This window comes from Streptomyces sp. NPDC056738 (assembly GCF_042790435.1).
Classification (GTDB): Bacteria; Actinomycetota; Actinomycetes; order Streptomycetales; family Streptomycetaceae; genus Streptomyces.
The window spans coordinates 166,515-183,675 of the sequence record NZ_JBHTZF010000004.1; the positions used below are offsets into that span (position 1 = coordinate 166,515).

12 protein-coding genes and 1 pseudogene are annotated in these 17,161 nt (G+C 71.8%); 6 read left to right on the top strand and 7 right to left on the bottom strand.

Annotated elements, in window-relative coordinates:
- Window positions 1-7: 7 nt before the first annotated feature.
- The 3 genes from ACFRIC_RS11845 to ACFRIC_RS11855 are packed head-to-tail and all read right to left on the bottom strand — an operon-like array spanning window position 8 to window position 2,773.
- Complete coding sequence (locus ACFRIC_RS11845) at window positions 8-919, bottom strand: ABC transporter ATP-binding protein (RefSeq protein ID WP_382783133.1); 912 nt, start codon at window positions 917-919, stop codon at window positions 8-10.
- A complete protein-coding gene (locus tag ACFRIC_RS11850) occupies window positions 916-1,821 on the bottom strand; it encodes an ABC transporter permease (protein WP_382783135.1) in 906 nt (301 codons plus the stop codon). The genes ACFRIC_RS11845 and ACFRIC_RS11850 overlap by 4 nt, the downstream gene beginning before the upstream one ends.
- The gene (locus tag ACFRIC_RS11855) at window positions 1,811-2,773 is read right to left on the bottom strand and encodes an ABC transporter ATP-binding protein (protein ID WP_382784239.1); all 963 of its coding nucleotides are present in this window, start codon (window positions 2,771-2,773) and stop codon (window positions 1,811-1,813) included. The genes ACFRIC_RS11850 and ACFRIC_RS11855 overlap by 11 nt, the downstream gene beginning before the upstream one ends.
- A gap of 255 nt (window positions 2,774-3,028) precedes the next feature.
- Here ACFRIC_RS11855 and ACFRIC_RS11860 point away from each other — a divergent pair.
- The 6 genes and pseudogenes from ACFRIC_RS11860 (at window position 3,029) to ACFRIC_RS11885 (ending at window position 9,526) form a co-directional block, all read left to right on the top strand.
- Window positions 3,029-3,871, top strand: a pseudogene (locus tag ACFRIC_RS11860) (M24 family metallopeptidase).
- Window positions 3,868-5,637, top strand: coding sequence for an SDR family oxidoreductase (locus ACFRIC_RS11865; RefSeq protein ID WP_382783138.1), 1,770 nt, complete (start codon window positions 3,868-3,870; stop codon window positions 5,635-5,637). The pseudogene ACFRIC_RS11860 and the gene ACFRIC_RS11865 overlap by 4 nt, the downstream one beginning before the upstream one ends.
- 100 nt (window positions 5,638-5,737) lie before the next feature.
- Window positions 5,738-6,682, top strand: a complete 945-nt coding sequence (locus ACFRIC_RS11870) for a MerR family transcriptional regulator (protein ID WP_382783141.1) — start codon at window positions 5,738-5,740, stop codon at window positions 6,680-6,682.
- A gap of 176 nt (window positions 6,683-6,858) precedes the next feature.
- On the top strand, window positions 6,859-7,407 hold the full coding sequence (locus ACFRIC_RS11875) for an RNA 2'-phosphotransferase (protein ID WP_382783144.1): 549 nt from the start codon (window positions 6,859-6,861) through the stop codon (window positions 7,405-7,407).
- Between the two features lie 129 nt (window positions 7,408-7,536).
- The gene (locus ACFRIC_RS11880) at window positions 7,537-8,439 is read left to right on the top strand and encodes an LLM class flavin-dependent oxidoreductase (RefSeq protein ID WP_382783147.1); all 903 of its coding nucleotides are present in this window, start codon (window positions 7,537-7,539) and stop codon (window positions 8,437-8,439) included.
- A 199-nt stretch (window positions 8,440-8,638) separates the two neighbouring features.
- On the top strand, window positions 8,639-9,526 hold the full coding sequence (locus tag ACFRIC_RS11885) for a Cof-type HAD-IIB family hydrolase (protein ID WP_382783150.1): 888 nt from the start codon (window positions 8,639-8,641) through the stop codon (window positions 9,524-9,526).
- Window positions 9,527-9,588: 62 nt separating this feature from the next.
- Here the strand turns inward: ACFRIC_RS11885 and ACFRIC_RS11890 are convergent, their stop codons facing one another.
- From ACFRIC_RS11890 to cydB, 4 genes are all read right to left on the bottom strand, one after another.
- Window positions 9,589-10,638: a peptidoglycan DD-metalloendopeptidase family protein gene (locus ACFRIC_RS11890; RefSeq protein WP_382783153.1), complete on the bottom strand. Its 1,050-nt coding sequence runs from the start codon at window positions 10,636-10,638 to the stop codon at window positions 9,589-9,591.
- A 204-nt stretch (window positions 10,639-10,842) separates the two neighbouring features.
- Window positions 10,843-12,552: a GAF domain-containing protein gene (locus tag ACFRIC_RS11895; RefSeq protein ID WP_382783155.1), complete on the bottom strand. Its 1,710-nt coding sequence runs from the start codon at window positions 12,550-12,552 to the stop codon at window positions 10,843-10,845.
- 9 nt (window positions 12,553-12,561) lie between these two features.
- Window positions 12,562-16,089, bottom strand: a complete 3,528-nt coding sequence (cydD, locus tag ACFRIC_RS11900; protein ID WP_382783158.1) for a thiol reductant ABC exporter subunit CydD — start codon at window positions 16,087-16,089, stop codon at window positions 12,562-12,564.
- Between the two features lie 52 nt (window positions 16,090-16,141).
- Complete coding sequence (gene cydB, locus ACFRIC_RS11905) at window positions 16,142-17,149, bottom strand: cytochrome d ubiquinol oxidase subunit II (RefSeq protein ID WP_382783161.1); 1,008 nt, start codon at window positions 17,147-17,149, stop codon at window positions 16,142-16,144.
- Between the last annotated feature and the right edge of the window lie 12 nt (window positions 17,150-17,161).

The following is a 17,161-nucleotide window of genomic DNA, read 5'->3' on the forward strand; positions in this document are numbered from 1 at the left end:
CGGCCTCCTACGCCGCGACAAGATACGAGAAGACGGATTCCAGCGACTCGTCGGACGGTGACACCGTCAGCAGCCGGATGCCGTGCTCGCGCGCGACCTTCGGCAACAGGGCGGTGAACCGGCCGAAGTCGACGGCCTGGATGCGCAACGCGCCCTCGGCGAGGTCGACCTCGATGCCCGAGGTCGACGGGTCGGCGATGAGCGCGGCGGCCAGTGCCCGGTCGTCGCTGGAGCGGATCAGATAGCGGTGCGGGCGGTCGGTCATGAGCCGGCGGATGCGCCGGAAGTCGCCGCTCGCCGCGTGCCGTCCGGCGACGATCACCTCGATGTGGGCGGCGAGCTGCTCCACCTCTTCGAGGATGTGGGACGAGAACAGCACGGTGCGGCCCTCGTCGCCCATGCGGCGCAGCAGGTCCATGAGCTGCATGCGCTGGCGCGGGTCCATGCCGTTGAACGGTTCGTCCAGGAGCAGCAGCGAGGGGTCGTGGACCAGCGCGGACGCCATCTTCACGCGCTGGCGCATGCCCTTGGAGTACGTGGAGATCTTGCGGTCCTGCGCGTACTCCATCTCGACGGTGGCCAGCGCGCGGTCGGCGGCCTTCGTGCCCAGTCCGTGCAGTTCGGCGTTGGCGACGACGAACTCGCGGCCGGTGAGGAAGTCGTACATCGCCTCGCGCTCGGGGACGATGCCGATGTGGCGGTAGATGTCCTCGTTGCGCCAGGTCGGCTTGCCGTCGAGGGTGACGGTGCCGGTGGAGGGGGCGAGGAAGCCGCCCATCATGTTGATGAGGGTGGACTTTCCGGCGCCGTTCGGGCCGAGCAGGCCGGTGACGCCGGGGCCGATGGTCATCGTGATGTCGTTGACCGCCACCACGTTGCCGAACCAGCGTGAGACATGGTCGATGGTGAGCGTGGTCACAGTCCGGCCTTTCGGTAGCGGCGCATCAGGAGGCCGTAGCAGCCGGCGATGAGGCCCAGGACGACGACGAGGTAGACGACGCCCTGTGCGGACGAGGGGCCGACCTCGCCGGGGAAGGCGGAGGACGCGCCGAGGAAGGCCGTCTGGACCCCGTCGATGAGCGTGATGGGCGAGAAGAGCCCGATCCAGGGGACGGCTCCGCTGCTGGAGCGCTCGAAGGCGATGGCCTGGACGGTGGAGACGGCTCCGTAGGAGATGGTCAGGGCGGCGATGACGGCCGCGATGCCGAAGCCGCGGCGCGGGGTGATCGCCGAGATGACCAGGGCGATGCCGGCGAAGAGCACGGACAGCAGTGCCACGGAGAGCAGTCCCTGCCCGAAGCCCTTGCTCTGGTCGGCGAAGTCGAGCTTGGCCAGCAGCGCGCCCACGTAGAGGACGATCAGCGGCGCGGCCGTGAGGACGAACAGCGCCGAGGCCAGGGCCGCGTACTTGGCGCGTACGTAGTCGGCGGTCTCTATGGGGCGCGAGAAGTAGAGCGGGATGGTCTTGAAGCGCAGGTCCCGGGAGACCGCCTGGGGGCCCTGCGAGGCGACGTACAGGCCGATGACCGCCTGCATGATCACCGCGTAGCGCGTGTAGTCGACGGGCAGGTCCTTCGCCTTGGTGGCGACGGCGACGGCCACCATGATCAGTGCGGGGACGCACATGACCACGAAGAGCAGCATCGGCAGGACCTTGGACTTGACCGAGCGGCCGAGTCCGTAGGCGCCGCGCAGGGACTGCGAGTACAGGGAGCGGCGGGCGTAGGCGCGGCCCAGGCGCGGGCCGTCGTAGTTGCGGTAGCCGATGTTGTGGATACGGGTCTGCTCACCCGGCTGGGTGAGGGGGTGCTCAACTGCCATGGCCGACCGCCTCCTTCCGCTGGGCGTCGCTGTCGGTGAAGACCTCGGCGATGTGGTGCCTGCGCTGTTCCATGCGGACCAGCCCGAGGCCGAGGTCGGCGACCACGTCGCGGACGAGGTCGTAGGTGTCCTCGCTCTCGGTGGTGAGCAGCAGGATGTGTCCGGCGCCCGGCAGTCCGCCGCCGTCGTGGGTCTCGATCCCGCGCGCGTGGAGCACCTCGCGCACGGCGCTCGTGCCGTTCGGGTGCTCGTCGCTGTCGGTGACCTCGATGGCGAGGGTCGTCGTGGTCTTGGTGAAGTCCGTGGTGGAGCTGGAGCGCAGGAGTTTGCCGCCGTCGACGACCACGACGTGGTCGCAGGTGCGTTCCAGTTCGCCGAGGAGGTGCGAGGTGACCAGGACCGAGATGCCGAAGTCCGTATGGATGCGGCGGATCAGTCCGAGCATGTCGTCGCGGCCGACCGGGTCCAGGCCGTTGGTCGGCTCGTCCAGGAAGACGAGCTGGGGGTCGTGGACGAGGGCCTGCGCGAGTTTGACGCGCTGCTTCATGCCCGTGGAGTAGCCGCCGATGGGGCGGTAGCGCTCCTCGTACAGACCGACGTGGCGCAGGGTGTCCGCGGTGCGTTCGCGGGCCGCGGCCGGCGGCAGTCCGGACATCCGCGCCATGTGGACGACGAACTCGGTGGCCGAGACGTCGGGCGGCAGGCAGTCGTGCTCGGGCATGTACCCGACCCGCTCGCGGATGGCGGCGCCCTCGGTGGCGACGTCGAGACCGAGCACGTGTGCGCGGCCCTCGGTGGCGGGGGACAGACCCAGCAGGATCTTGATCAGTGTGGACTTGCCGGCTCCATTGGCTCCGACGAGTCCGGTCACACCGGGCCCGACGTCCACGGAGAGCCGGTCAAGCGCGGTCACCCGGGGGTACCGCTTGCTCAGGCTTTCGGTCGCGATCACAGTCACGGTTCGACGGTAGTGGCGCACACCACAGGGGTCGTCAGCCCACGGAGGTGGATCGGCGTCAGCCTCCAGTCGTACGGGCCCGTAGGGGTCAGCCTCAGGTACGGCTTCCGCGTGCCGCGCGGTCCCGTCCGGGCGGGTCGTCCACAGGCGGTCCGGGCCTATTGACGCAGCCTCTAACAACTGTCACATTCGCCAGTGTCACGTTACGGGCACGTACCGCAGTCGGTGCGGAGTAGGTGGGGCGGTGGCATGACGACGGCAATGACGGGTGAACTCTCGGCGGAGCTGCGGGGGTTCCGGGAGGTCCAGCGTCTGGCGTACGCCTGCGCGGAGGCGGTCGCGGCGCAGTTGAAGCCCGGCGTCACCGAGCGGGAGGCGGCGCGTATGCAGCGGGTGTGGCTGCGGGAGCGCGGGGTGCGGGACTGGTTCCATCTGCCGTTCGCCTGGTTCGGCGACCGCACGGCCTTCGCCGGCTTCCGGATCCCGCTGCAGTTCTTCCCCACCGATCGCCGGCTGGAGCCGGGGATGCCGTTCATCCTCGACATGGCGCCGGTGCACGGGGGTTTCACCGCGGACATCGGCTACTCGGGCTCGCTGGGTCCGAACCCCGTCCAGGACAGACTCATGGCCGACCTGGAGGCGCACCGCGAGCTGATCCTGCGCGAGGTGCGCGAGCGGCGGTCGCTGCGGGAGATCTACGAGGACGTGGACCGGCTGATGGTGCGGCAGGGCCACGCCAACCGGCACCGGGCGTATCCGTTCGGCGTGATCGCGCACAAGGTGGACCGGGTGCGGGAGCGGCCCTGGTCGCCGCGTCTGTTCGGGTTCGGGGTCCAGTCCCTCAAGGGGCTGGCGGGCGACGCTCTGCGCGGGCACCGGGAGGGCTGATCCCCGCTGTGGTCGCCGTACACGTTTTCCGACCACCCGCCCCGGCCGGGGCTGTGGGCGGTCGAACCGCATCTCGGATTCCGGGGTACGGGCGCGAAGTTCGAGGAGCTCCTGGTCGTCACGGACTCCCGGGACCCCGAACAGAGCGCGTTCTGGCTCGACGACGATCTGCCGCACGTGCGGCGCTGGGCGGAGGACAAGTGAGTCTCGTGGGCGCGCGCGAGCGCCGGGTACGGACGGGCGGGGTCGACCTGTGTGTCGCCGAGCTGGGTGACGACAGGCAGCCGACGGTGGTGCTCGTGCACGGCTATCCGGACTCCAAGGAGGTGTGGTCCGAGGTCGCCGAGCGGCTCGCCGACCGCTTCCACGTCGTGCTGTACGACGTACGGGGGCACGGCCGGTCGACGGCGCCGCGGCCCCTGCGCGGCGGGTTCACGCTGGAGAAGCTGACCGACGACTTCCTGGCGGTGATCGACGCGGTCAGCCCCGGCGAGCCGGTGCATCTCGTGGGCCACGACTGGGGCTCGGTGCAGTCGTGGGAGTTCGTCACGGTCGCCCGCACCCAGGGCCGGATCGCGTCCTTCACGTCGATGTCCGGTCCGTCCCTGGACCACTTCGGCCACTGGATCAAGCGGCGGGTGCGGCGGCCCACTCCGCGAAGGATCGGCCAGCTCCTCGGGCAGGGCGCCAAGTCCTGGTACGTGTACATGCTGCACACGCCGGTGCTGCCCGAGCTGGCCTGGCGCGGCCCCCTGGGCAGGCGGTGGCCGAAGATCCTCCAGCGGATCGAGAAGGTGCCCGCGGGCGACTACCCGACCGCGTCGCTGCCGTCCGACGCGGCGCACGGAGCGTGGCTCTACCGCGACAACGTCCGGTCCCGGCTCGGCCGCCCCCGCGACGACGCGTACGCGCACGCGCCCGTGCAGCTCGTCACGCCGCTGGGGGACACCTTCCTCTCCGAGCGGCTCTACGACGAACTGGAGAAGTGGGCCCCCGACGCGGTGCGGCGCACGCTCCCGGCCAAGCACTGGATCCCGCGGACCCGGCCCGACCAACTGGCCTCCTGGATATCCGAGTTCGTGACCGTCCACGAGGGCCGCGAGGCCGGGGTGCCCGCACCCGAGCCGACGGCCACCGGCAGGTACGCGGACCGGTTCGGCGGACAGCTCGTGCTGGTCACCGGCGCCGGCAGCGGCATCGGCCGGGCCACGGCGTTCGCGTTCGCCGAGGCGGGCGCGCGCTTGGTGGCCGTCGACCGGGACGCGGAGGCCGCGGCCCGCACGGCGGAGATGGCCCGGCTGATCGGCTCGCCCGCGGCCTGGCCGGAGACGGCCGACGTCGGCGACGAGCAGGCCATGGAGAAGCTCGCCGACAAGGTCGCCGGCGAGTACGGCGTGGTGGACGTGCTGGTGAACAACGCCGGCATCGGACTCTCCGGTTCGTTCTTCGACACCACGGCGGAGGACTGGAGGAAGGTCCTCGACGTCAATCTGTGGGGGGTGATCCACGGCTGCCGGCTCTTCGGAAAGCAGATGGCCGAGCGCGGGCAGGGCGGACACATCGTCAACATCGCCTCGGCGGCGGCGTACCAGCCCTCGAAGGCGCTGCCCGCCTACAGCACCTCCAAGGCGGCCGTGCTGATGCTCAGCGAGTGTCTGCGCGCGGAGCTGGCGGGGAAGGACATCGGCGTCTCGGCGGTCTGTCCCGGCTTCGTCAACACGAACATCACCGCGACCACGCGTTTCGCCGGGGTCGACGCGGCCGAGGAGAAGCGGCGCCAGAAGAAGTCGTCGCGGCTCTACGGACTGCGCAACTACCCTCCGGAGAAGGTCGCCGACGCGATCCTGCGCGCGGTCGTCCGCGACGAGGCGGTGGTTCCGGTCACCCCGGAGGCGCGCGGCGCCCATCTGCTGCACCGCTTCGCGCCCCGGGCACTGCGCGCGATCGCCCGCATGGAGCCACCCTTGTGAACCGCACGCGTGGAACCGCGCCCGTGAGCGGGCGGCCCGCCGTCGGCGACAGGGGCGATCGGGCGGGCGGCCGCTGCGCGGAGCCGGGAGGGCGGGAGAGATGAGCGACGAACCCGGCGGTGTCGCGTACCGCATCGAGGACCTGGCGCACCGCAGCGGTGCCACGGTCCGGACGATCCGTGCCTATCAGGACCGCGGGCTGCTGCCCCGTCCCGAGCGGCGCGGGCGCGCCAACGTGTACGCGGACGCCCATCTGGCGCGGTTGCGGCAGATCGCCGACCTCCTGGACCGCGGCTACACACTGGCCTCGATCAAGGAGCTGCTGGAGGCCTGGGACGCGGGCCGGGGGCTGGGCGGGATACTCGGCCTGGTCGCGGAGGTCCACGGGCCGTGGACCGACGAGGAGGCGGCCCGGATCTCGCGGACCGAGCTGGTGGAGCGGTTCGGGGGCCGACCCGACGACGCTGCGGTGGCGGAGGCGGTGGAGCTGGGTGTGCTGGAGCCCGTTCCGGGCGACGAGGACACCTTCCTCGTCCCGAGCCCTCAAGAGCTGTCCGCCGCGGTCGAGTTGCACCGTGCGGGTGTTCCGCTGTCCGCGATCACCTGCCATCTGCGGGAGTTGAGGGGCCAGGTCGAGCACATCGCCTCCCGTTTCCTGGAGTTCACGACGGAGCACGTCTTCGCGCGCTATCTGGAGGAACGTCCGCCGAGCGACGCGGACGCGGCCGAGGCGGCCTCGCTCGTACGACGGCTGCGACCGCTCGCACAGCAGACGGTGGACGCCGAACTGGCCCGAGCCATGAGGATGTTCGCCACCCGCCATCTGAGAAACCATCTCGTGGCGGGGCAGTCGCCGGTGGAGCCCGAAGGCACGCGTGCGGTGGAGGTGGCCGCCGGGACAATGCGAGCCGTGGAGCGCCTGGTTGGTGTCGAGCAGGCGGCGGAGTTCGTGACGGCCGCGACCGAACGGGAGCTGCAGACGCGGACGTTGGACCGACTGGCGGCAAACGGGCCTCTGTCCGCAGTTGTTGACGAAACACCGTAAATCGCGGGCTCGTTGTCCACAGATTCGTCAATTCGCCTGTGGATAACGTCACTTGGTTGTGGATCAAACCTCCGACTCAAAATCAAATGCGTGATCCGCCTCTCTCCAGGCACGCTGGGAGGATGAAAGAACATGAGCAGGCGGATGATCGGACGGACAGACGGGCCGATGAACCGATGGACGAACGACGCACCGTGAAGGTGTCGAAGTACCTCTCGAAGCATCTGCGGCACCAGCCCGAGCGGATCGGGCTCACGCTCGGCGAGGGCGGCTGGGTCGAGATCGACACGCTGCTCTCAGCGGCCACCGCGCACGGCTTCCGGATCACCCGCGCCGAGCTCGACCACGTGGTGGCCACGAACGACAAGCGGCGCTTCGCCGTCGAGGGGACCCGGATCCGGGCCAGCCAGGGCCACTCCGTCGAGGTCGACCTCGGACTGCCCCCGGCGACCCCGCCGGCGTACCTCTTCCACGGGACCGTGGCCCGCAGCCTGGACGCGATCCGCGCCGAGGGCCTGCGCCCCATGAACCGGCACGACGTGCACCTCTCGGCGGACCGGGAGACGGCCACCCGCGTCGGCGCCCGCCGCGGCCGGCCGGTCATCCTCTCCGTGGACGCCGCCGCCATGCACCGTGACGGCCATGTCTTCCACGTCAGCGCCAACGGAGTCTGGCTGACCGCGGCCGTACCCCCGCGCTATCTGCGGTTTCCCGCTCCGCACTGATCCCGGACTCCGGGCGGTACCGCCGCCGGACGCGGGACCGGACGCCGCGCGGGCCCCTAGGCAAGCCCTCGGGCAGGCCCCCGGACCGCCCTGAGGCGAGCGCGCCGCGGATCCGTCTACGCTCGACGCATGAGTCTGCGTCTGAGCACCGTGATCCTGCCGTACGTCCGCTGGAACGAGGGCGGGCGTTCCGCATGGCAGCGCGCGGAGCAGCTCGGCTTCCACACCGCGTTCACCTACGACCACCTCTCCTGGCGGACCTTCCGCGACGGCCCCTGGTTCGGGGCCGTGCCGACACTGACCGCCGCGGCCGCCGTCACCGACCGGCTGCGCCTCGGCACACTCGTGACCTCGCCGAACTTCCGGCACCCGGTGACCCTCGCCAAGGATCTGATCTCCCTCGACGACATCTCCGACGGCCGGATCACGCTGGGCATCGGAGCCGGCGGCACCGGTTTCGACGCCACCGCGCTCGGCCAGGAGCCGTGGACCCCGCGGGAGCGCGCCGACCGCTTCGCCGAGTTCGTGCCCCTGCTCGACCGGCTCCTCACCGAGGACTCCGTCTCCTACGGCGGCAACTTCTACTCGGCGCACGAGGCCCGCAACATCCCGGGCTGCGTCCAGCGCCCCCGGCTGCCGTTCGCCGTGGCCGCCACCGGCCCGCGCGGGCTGAAGCTCGCCGCCCGGCACGGGCAGGCGTGGGTGACGACCGGCGACCCGAAGCTGTACGAGACGGGCACCCCCGAACAGTCGGTTCAGGCCATTCGCGGACAGATCGGCAAGCTCGCCGACGCCTGCGCCGAGATCGGCAGGGACGTGGCGGAGCTCGACAAGATCCTGCTCACCGGCTTCACCCCCGACCGTGGCCGGCCCCTGGAGTCCGTCGACGCGTTCGTCGACTTCGCCGGCCGGCACGCCGAACTGGGCGTCACGGACATCGTCGTCCACTGGCCGATCCCCGACTCGGACTTCGCCGCCGACCCCAAGGTCTTCGAGCGGATCGCCATGGAAGCGGTGGCCCAGCTCCGCTGAACCCGGCCGCCGTGCCCGTGGTCCCGCCGATGCGACGGCACGGCGGGGCGGGGCGAGGGGACGAGCGGGACGACACCCGGGCCGTGACGGTCCGGGCGGGGCGAGGGTGACGCGAGGTGAGCCGGGATGAGTCGGCGTGAACCGGGGTGAGGACGGTAACCACTCAAGTGTGCGGACCGCCGCACGGCCGTGCGCATATATGCGGGAGAATGACCACGTGACCTCAGCGACTCGCCGGCCCGAGACTCCGGCCTCCACCGTCCCGCCCCGGCTGATCGCCACGGACCTCGACGGCACCCTGTTGCGCGACGACAAATCGGTGTCCGACCGCACGATCGCCGCCCTCGCCGCCGCCGAGCAGGCCGGCATCGAGGTCTTCTTCGTCACCGGCCGCCCGGCCCGCTGGATGGACGTCGTCAGCGACCACGTCCACGGGCACGGCCTGGCCATCGTCGGCAACGGCGCCGCCGTGGTCGACCTGCACGGCGGCCCCGGCAGCCACCGCTTCGTCAAGATCCGTGAACTGACGCCCGACACCGCGCTGGACGTCATCCGGATCCTGCGGACCGCCGCGCCCGGCACGGTGTGCGCCGTCGAGCGGACGTACGGCCTCCACCTCGAACCGGGCTACCCCCTGATGCACATGGAACCCCCGGAGATCGTCCTGCCCGCCGAGAAGCTCCTCGCCGAGGACGCGCTGGACGCCGATCAGCCGGTGCTCAAGGTGCTCGCGTTCCACCCGGAGATGGACCCGGACGAATTCCTCGCCGTCGCCCGCCCCGCCATCGCGGACCGGGCGAACGTGACCCGGTCGAGCCCCAGCGCCCTGCTGGAGATCAGCGGTCCCGGCATCTCCAAGGCCAGCACCCTCGCGCTGTGCTGCGCCGAGCGGGGCATCACGCCCGAGGAGGTCGTCGCCTTCGGCGACATGCCGAACGACGTCGAGATGCTCACCTGGGCGGGCCGGTCGTACGCCATGGGCAACGCCCACCCCGCCGTGATCGCCGCCGCCTCCGGCCGCACGGTCGCGAACAACGAGGACGGTGTGGCGGTCGTGATCGAGAGGATCCTGGCGGACCGCGCGTAGCCCTGGCCCGATCCGACGGAGGTCCTCCGGCATCCGTGCCGGAGGACTCGACGGGCCCGGCCCTAGACGACGACCCCGTGTTCCGCCAGCCACGGGACCGGGTCGACCGCCGATCCCATGTCCGGCGTCACCCGCACCTCGAAGTGCAGATGCGGACCGGTCGAGTTGCCGCTCGTGCCCGACTGGCCGATCCACTCGCCCGTCGCGACCCGCTGCCCCTGGTCGACGGCGACCGACGCGAGATGCGCGTACTGCGTGTAGTAGCCGTCGGGGTGCTCGACCACGACCTCGATGCCGAACGCGCCGCCGCAGGACACCCTCACCACCCGGCCGGCCCCGGCAGCCCGCACCGGGGTGCCGATGGGCACGGCGAAGTCCTGCCCGGTGTGCCGGTGCGCCCAGTGCTCGCCTCCGCTGCCGAATCCCGCGGAGAGTTCGTACGTCTCCACCGGCGCGACCCACGCGTTCGTGAACGCCGTCGGCGGCTGGTCGAGACGGACCGCCCCGCGACAGGAACCGGCCGCCACGGAGGCGTCCGCCCGGCTCTGCAGCGCCGACCTCGCCTCGTCCAGCTTGGCCTCGATGGTCCGCTTGACCGCGGCGAGTTCCCCCCTCCGTTTCTCCAGCACCTGCCACTCGGAGCGGGCCTTCGCCTCGTCCGCCGCGAGCCGCACCTCGGCACGCCTGCTCTTCGCGACGGCGCCGGCGACGGCCAGATCGGCCCGTCGCACGGCGTGCTGACCGCGCATCAGACCGTCGGGGTCCTTCGCGAACAGGATCTGTGCCGTGTACGGCAGCCCGCCGCCCTGCCGGTACTGGGCGCGCACGATACGGCCCAGGTCCTCGTGCAGCACCGCGATCTCCTGCCGCTCCCGGACGAGACGGCGCTCGGCCTGTTCCGCCCGGCCCCGCTGCGCCTCGGCGTCCTGCCGCCCCGCCTCGTACTGTCCCGTCGCGACCGAGGCGTCCTCGTACAGCCGCGCCACCTGGGCGCTGATGTCGAGGTCCGCGCCGTCGCCGTCACCGTCGGCCACCGCCGGCCAGGCCGCGAGGGTCACGAGAGCGGACAGCAGAGCGGGTACGAGAAGGGGATGGCGGCGAGAGGAGCGCATGACAGCGATCGTGGCCCGCGCCTTCGGGCCCGGCCCGTTCAAGGGGTACACCTGGGGGACAGGACGTCACGAATGGCCCAGCGGCCGGGCCTGACGGCTCCTCAGGGGCCGATCTCGACGAGTTGAGTTCGGATTGATGCGGGCCCAGCGAGCGGGCCGCGTCGGGCACCACCGATCATGAACGAGGCACCCGCGCAAGGCGATTCAGCGCGGCACCTGCCACACCACCGTCGTACCGCCGCCGTCCCCGCCGAGCCCGGGCCCGTACCAACTCTCCCCGCCCAGCGACTCGGCCCGCCGCTTGAGGTTCTTCAGACCGCTGCGCCGGCCGCCCTCGGGAATGCCGACCCCGTCGTCCGCGACCGCGAGACGCACACCGGGCCGCCCGTCCGGCAACGGGACGTCCGCGTCGACGGACACCTCGATCCGGGAGGCCCCCGCGTGCCGGAAGGCGTTGGAGAGGGCTTCGCGCAGCGCGGCGATGAGGTTCTTGGCGGTGAGTTCGCCGACCTGCGTGTCGACCGGCCCGGTGAAGTGGTGTCCGGGGTGGAACCCGAGGGGGACGGCGGCCATGTTGATCTCGCGCAGGACGCGGGTGCGCAGCCCGGACGGCGTCTCGGCTGGGCCCTGCCGGAGCGCGAAGATCGCGGTGCGGATCTCCTGGATGGTGACGTCGAGTTCGTCGACCGCCTTGCCGACACCGCGCCGCACCTCGGGCACGTTCGACCGGCGCTGCGCGCTCTCCAGCATCATGCCGGTGGCGAACAGCCGCTGGATGACCAGGTCGTGCAGATCGCGGGCGATCCGGTCGCGGTCCTCGTACACCGCGAGCCGTTCCCGGTCGCGCTGGGTCTCGGCCATCATCAGCGCCAGGGCCGCCTGGGAGGCGAACTGCGTGGCGACGGTCCGCTCGGTCTCGGTGAACTGGCGTCCGTCGCGCGGCCTCGGGGTCAGGAGGGCGCCGAGGACCCTGCCGTCGCTCTCCAGGGGGAGCATCATGACGGGCCCGTAGCCGTGGGTGAGATCCGTCCGCAGCCGCGGGTCGGCGGACGCGTCCGCCAGGAACACCGGGTTCCCGTCGCGGAGTTCGGCGACCAGTTCGCTCTCCGGCGGAACGATCACGCCCAGCGCGTCGGACGGGTGGTCCGCGGCCACCGCGACGACCTCAAGGCCGCCCTCCTCGGCGGGGAGCAGCACGATCCCGGCCGCGGAGCCGGAGAGCCGGCGGGCCTGTTCGGCGACGATCTGCAGCGCGTCCTCGGCGTCGCCGCCCGCCAGCAGCGCGGTGGTGACGGCCACCGAGCCGTCGATCCAGCGCTCCCGCTGCTTGGCCGCTTCGTACAGGCGGGTGTTGCCGATGGCGATACCCGCCTCCGTGGCGAGCACCCGGACCATGTGGAGATCGTCGTCGTCGAAGGCGCCGCCGTCGCGCTTCTCGGTGAGGTACAGGTTTCCGAAGATCTCCCCCTGGACCCGGATCGGTACGCCGAGGAAGCTGCGCATCGCCGGATGGCCGGCCGGGAAGCCGCAGGAGCGCGGGTCGTCGGTCAGGTTCGCCAGGCGCACCGGATCGGGGTCGCGGATGAGCGCGCCCAGCAGCCCCTTGTGGCCGTCGGGCCTCCGGCCGATCCGGCGGGCGGTCTCCTCGTCGACGCCGCGCTGGACGAAGTCCGAGAGGCCCTCGCCGCTCTCGTCCACGACTCCGATGGCCGCGTACCGCGCGTCGGTGAGTTCGGCGGCCGTCTCGCAGATCCGGCCGAGCTTGGAGTGCAGTTCCAGTCCCGATCCGACCGACCGCACGGCCTCCAGCAGCCGTGGGACCCGGGCGTCCGGCTCGCCGGCCGGCCCTCCCGGAGCACGAGACGCCGCGCCCGTGTCGTCGCCCGGGACGGGGGAGCCCCTCGCCGCTGACATGCCTCGAGCCTAGTGGGGGGCCACAACGCCCACCAGCCGGTCCGCGGCCGTCTCGCGTTCCGCCATCTCCCGCAGCGGCCCCTCGACGGCCGCCAGCTCGGCGAACGGACCGCGCTGGACCACGCGCCCGCGCGCGAGCACGATCACCTCGTCCACGGCGTCGAGTCCGGCCAGCCGGTGCGTGATCAGCAGGGTCGTACGGCCCTCGGTCGCGGCCAGCAGGTCCGCGGTGAGCGCGTCGGCCGTCGGCAGGTCGAGGTGTTCCGCCGGTTCGTCGAGGACGAGCACGGGGAAGTCGGCGAGCAGCGCACGGGCCAGGGCGAGCCGCTGGCGCTGACCGCCGGACAGCCGTGCCCCGTGTTCTCCGATCGGGGTGTCGAGCCCGGCGGGCAGGGCGTCCACCCAGTCGAGGAGGCGGGCCCGCCCGAGCGCGTCGCGCAGCGCGGCCCCGTTCGCGTCCTTGCGGGCGAGCAGCAGGTTCTCGCGCACGGTGCTGTCGAAGAGGTGCGCGTCCTGGGCACACAGCCCGATCAGCCGGCGCACGGCGTCCCCGTCCATGCCGTACGCGTCCGCCCCCGCGAGCGTGAACGTCCCGGCTCCGGGGTCCAGGAACCGCAGCAGCACCTGCGCGAGCGTCGTCTTGCCGGCTCCGGAGGTGCCGACCACGGCGATCCTGCGGCCCTCTTCGAGGGTCAGGTCGAGTCCGGCCAGCGCGTCCCGGTCCTGGCCCGCGTACCGGGCCCGCAGCCCGGACACGCGGAGCGGGAACGGCGACGCGGGCGCCGGCCGCGGCTGTACGGGCTCGTGTACGGGATCGGGGGCGTCCAGCACCTCGTACACGCGCTCGGCGCTCTTGCGCACCCGCTGCCGGTACTGGACGGCGAGCGGCAGTCCCATGACGGCCTCGAAGGCGGCGAGCGGGGTGAGGACGACGACGGCCATGAGCACGCCGTTCAGGCGGCCCGCGGCGACCGCCTGGGCGCCGACCAGGGCGGTGGCCGCGACGGTGAGCCCGGAGACCAGTGCCGTGAGTCCGTCGCCGAGAGCGGTCGCGGTGGCGGCGCGGGAGGCGATCCTCGTGAGGACGCCGTCGGCCTGCCGCGCCTGGGCGGTACGGGCGGGCAGCGCGCCCGCGACGGTCAGTTCGGCGGTCCCCGTGAGCAGATCGGCCACCTGGGTGGCCAGCGCCCCGCGGGCGGGGGCCAGCCGGCGTTCGGCGCGGCGCGCGACGGCACCGGTCACCAGGGGGACTCCGGCTCCGGCGGCCAGCAGACCGACGGCGAGCACGGCGCCGGCTTCGGGGAGCAGCCAGGCGGTGAACCCAGCGGAGGCGGCGGAGACCAGGACCGCGGCTCCGGCCGGCAGCAGCCAGCGCAGCCAGTAGTCCTGGAGGGCGTCGACATCGGCGACGAGTCGCGACAGCAGGTCGCCGCGCCGGGTGGTCCGCAGCCCGGCGGGCGCGAGCCGTTCCAGGCGCCGGTAGACGGCGACCCGGGTGTCGGCCAGCATCCGCAGCACGGCGTCGTGCGAGACGAGCCGTTCCGCGTACCGGAACACCGCCCGGCCGATGCCGAACGTCCGGGTGGCCGTGACGGCCACCATCAGGTAGAAGACGGGCGGCTGCTGGGAGGCTCGTGAGATGAGCCAGCCGGAGGTCGCCATCAGGCCGACGGCGCTCCCGAGCGCGAGGCTGCCGAGGAACAGGGCGAGCGCGAGCGGCCCCCGCCGGGGTGCCGCCATCGCCCGGACCCGGGCGAGCACGCCGTCGCGGCCCCGGGGCATCACGACGGGTGCCTCGGCCGGGGACAGGCTTTCCGGCGCGGTCGGCTGGGTGCTGTCCGTCGGCTTCGGGGAGCCGGAGGGGTCGGCCTCGGGCGCGGGCCTCGGCGCGCCGACGACGGCGGCCTCCAGGCGGACCACCCGGTCCGCGACGTCCAGGAGGGCCGGCCGGTGCACGACCAGCAGGACGGTCCGCCCCACGGCCAGCCGCCGGACCGCCGCGACGACCTCGGCCTCGGTCGCCCCGTCGAGCGAGGCCGTCGGCTCGTCGAGCAGCAGCACGGGCCGGTCCGCGAGGAACGCCCGCGCGAGGGCCAGGCGTTGGCGCTGCCCGGCCGACAGGCCGGCGCCCTCCTCGCCGAGGACCGTGTCCACCCCGGCGGGCAGGGCGTCCACGAACTCCGCCGCGCCGGCGTCGGCGAGCGCCCGGCGCAGCGCCGCGTCGTCGGCGTCGGGCCGTGCCAGCCGTACGTTCTCGGCGATGGTTCCGGCGTACAGGTGGGGACGCTGCGGCACCCAGGCGATCCGCGAGCGCCATGCGACGAGGTCGGCGTCCGTGAGATCGGCTCCCCCGGCGCTCACGCGGCCGGCGGTGGGCTCCACGAACCCGAGCAGAACGTTCAGCAGGGTCGACTTGCCCACGCCGCTGGGGCCGACGAGGGCGACCGTCTCACCGGGCTCGACGGTGAAGGAGACGTCCGAGACCGCGTCGGTGGTGCGTCCCGGGTAGCACACGGTCACGCCGTCGAAGACGATCTCCCCCGCGGGCACGATCCGCGAACCGGACCGCGGCGCGGGGGTCTCCAGCACCTCGAAGATCGCCTCGGCGGCCGCGAGCCCCTCGGCGGCGGCGTGGTACTGGGCTCCCACCTGCCTGAGCGGCAGATAGGCCTCGGGCGCCAGCACGAGGATGACCAGCCCCACGTACAGATCCATCTCGCCGTGGACGAGCCGCATGCCGATGGTCACCGCGACCAGGGCGACCGAGATGGTGGCGAGCAGTTCCAGGGCGAAGGACGACAGGAAGGCGATGCGGAGCGTCCTCATGGTCGCCTGCCGGTACTCACCGGTGATCTTCCGGATCGACTCGGCCTGCGCCTTGGCCCGGCCGAACACCTTGAGCGTGGGCAGTCCTGCGACCACGTCGAGGAAGTGTCCGGAGAGCCGGGACAGCATCCGCCACTGGCGGTCCATGTGGCTGCGTGTGGCCCAGCCGATCAGCACCATGAACAGGGGGATGAGCGGCAGGGTGGCGACGATGATGGCCGCGGACATCCAGTCCTCGGTGACGATCCGCGCGAGCACGGCGACCGGGACCACCACCGCGAGACCCAACTGCGGCAGATAGCGCGAGAAGTAGTCGTCGAGCGCGTCGACACCGCGGGTCGCGAGGGCGACGAGGGAGCCCGTTCGCTGGCCGCTGAGCCAGCCGGGTCCGAGCGACGCGGCCCGCTCCAGCAGCCGTCCCCTGAGCTCCGACTTGACCGCGGCACTCGCGCGGTGCGCGGCGAGCTCGGTGAGCCAGGCCACCAGCGCCCGCCCGAGCGCCACGACCGTCAACAGGATCAGCGGGGTGCGCAGTTCGGCGGCGGAGTGTCCGTGCTGGAAGGCGCCGACCACCACGTCGGCGATGAGCATCGCCTGAGCGATGACCAGAGCCGCTCCGGCGACGCCCAGCACCACGACCGCGACAAGGAAACGGCGGGTGGCCCGGGCGTACCGGAGGAGGCGCGGATCGATAGGTTTCACGTGAAACACACCTTTGGCCCATCAGGGCACGTTTCACGTGAAACATGCCGATCCATCGGTTTCAGTGCGACGCGTCCACGGCGATGTGGTGCGTGCCGATGCGCTTGCGGAACACCCAGTAGGTCCAGCTCTGGTAGAGCAGGACGATCGGGGTGGCGATCACGGCACACCAGGTCATGATCGTCAGGGTGTAGTGGCTCGACGAGGCGTTGGAGACCGTGAGGCTCCAGTCCTCGTTGAGCGAGGACGGCATGACGTCCGGGAAGAGCGACAGGAAGAGCATCGCCACGGCGGCCACGATGGTGAGCCCCGAGAGGATGAACGCCCATCCCTCCCGACCGGCGTTGACCATCGCCAGCGCCGCGACCAGCGCGACCACGGCCACGATCAGCGCCACCAGTGATGCGCCGTCGCCATTGTCGATCTGCGTCCAGATGAGGAAGGCCAGCGCCAGCAGGGCGGTCGCCAGTCCGACCCGCAACGCGAGCTTGCGGGCCCGCTCCCGGATGTCTCCGACCGTCTTGAGCCCGACGAACACCGTTCCGTGGAAGGTGAACAGAGTGAGCGTCACCAGACCGCCGAGGATCGAGTACACGTTGAGCAGATCCCAGAAGTTGCCCACGTACTCGAAGTTCCGGTCGATCTTCACCCCGCGCACGATGTTGCCGAAGGCCACACCCCACAGGAACGCCGGGATCAGCGAGGTCCAGAAGATCGCCGTCTCCCAGTTCCGCTGCCAGTGCTCCTCGGGCCGCTTCGCCCGGTACTCGAAGGCGACGCCCCGCACGATCAGGCAGACCAGGATGATCAGCAGGGGCAGATAGAAGCCCGAGAAGAGCGTGGCGTACCACTCGGGGAAGGCCGCGAAGGTCGCGCCGCCGGCCGTGAGCAGCCAGACCTCGTTGCCGTCCCACACGGGGCCGATCGTGTTGATCAGCACCCGCTTCTCGACGCGGTCGCGGGCCAGCAGCTTGGTGAGGATGCCGACCCCGAAGTCGAAGCCCTCCAGGAAGAAGTATCCGATCCAGAGGATCGCGATGAGGACGAACCAGACGTCGTGAAGTTCCATGACTCAGCAGCT

Coding starts and splice junctions, on each gene's coding strand:
- ACFRIC_RS11890 (WP_382783153.1), bottom strand. CDS start 10,638: ATGCGCTCCTCTCGCCGCCATCCCCTTCTCGTACCCGCTCTGCTGTCC.
- cydB (WP_382783161.1), bottom strand. CDS start 17,149: ATGGAACTTCACGACGTCTGGTTCGTCCTCATCGCGATCCTCTGGATC.
- ACFRIC_RS11885 (WP_382783150.1), top strand. CDS start 8,639: ATGCGGGAGAATGACCACGTGACCTCAGCGACTCGCCGGCCCGAGACT.
- ACFRIC_RS11880 (WP_382783147.1), top strand. CDS start 7,537: ATGAGTCTGCGTCTGAGCACCGTGATCCTGCCGTACGTCCGCTGGAAC.
- ACFRIC_RS11870 (WP_382783141.1), top strand. CDS start 5,738: ATGAGCGACGAACCCGGCGGTGTCGCGTACCGCATCGAGGACCTGGCG.
- ACFRIC_RS11875 (WP_382783144.1), top strand. CDS start 6,859: ATGGACGAACGACGCACCGTGAAGGTGTCGAAGTACCTCTCGAAGCAT.
- ACFRIC_RS11850 (WP_382783135.1), bottom strand. CDS start 1,821: ATGGCAGTTGAGCACCCCCTCACCCAGCCGGGTGAGCAGACCCGTATC.
- ACFRIC_RS11895 (WP_382783155.1), bottom strand. CDS start 12,552: ATGTCAGCGGCGAGGGGCTCCCCCGTCCCGGGCGACGACACGGGCGCG.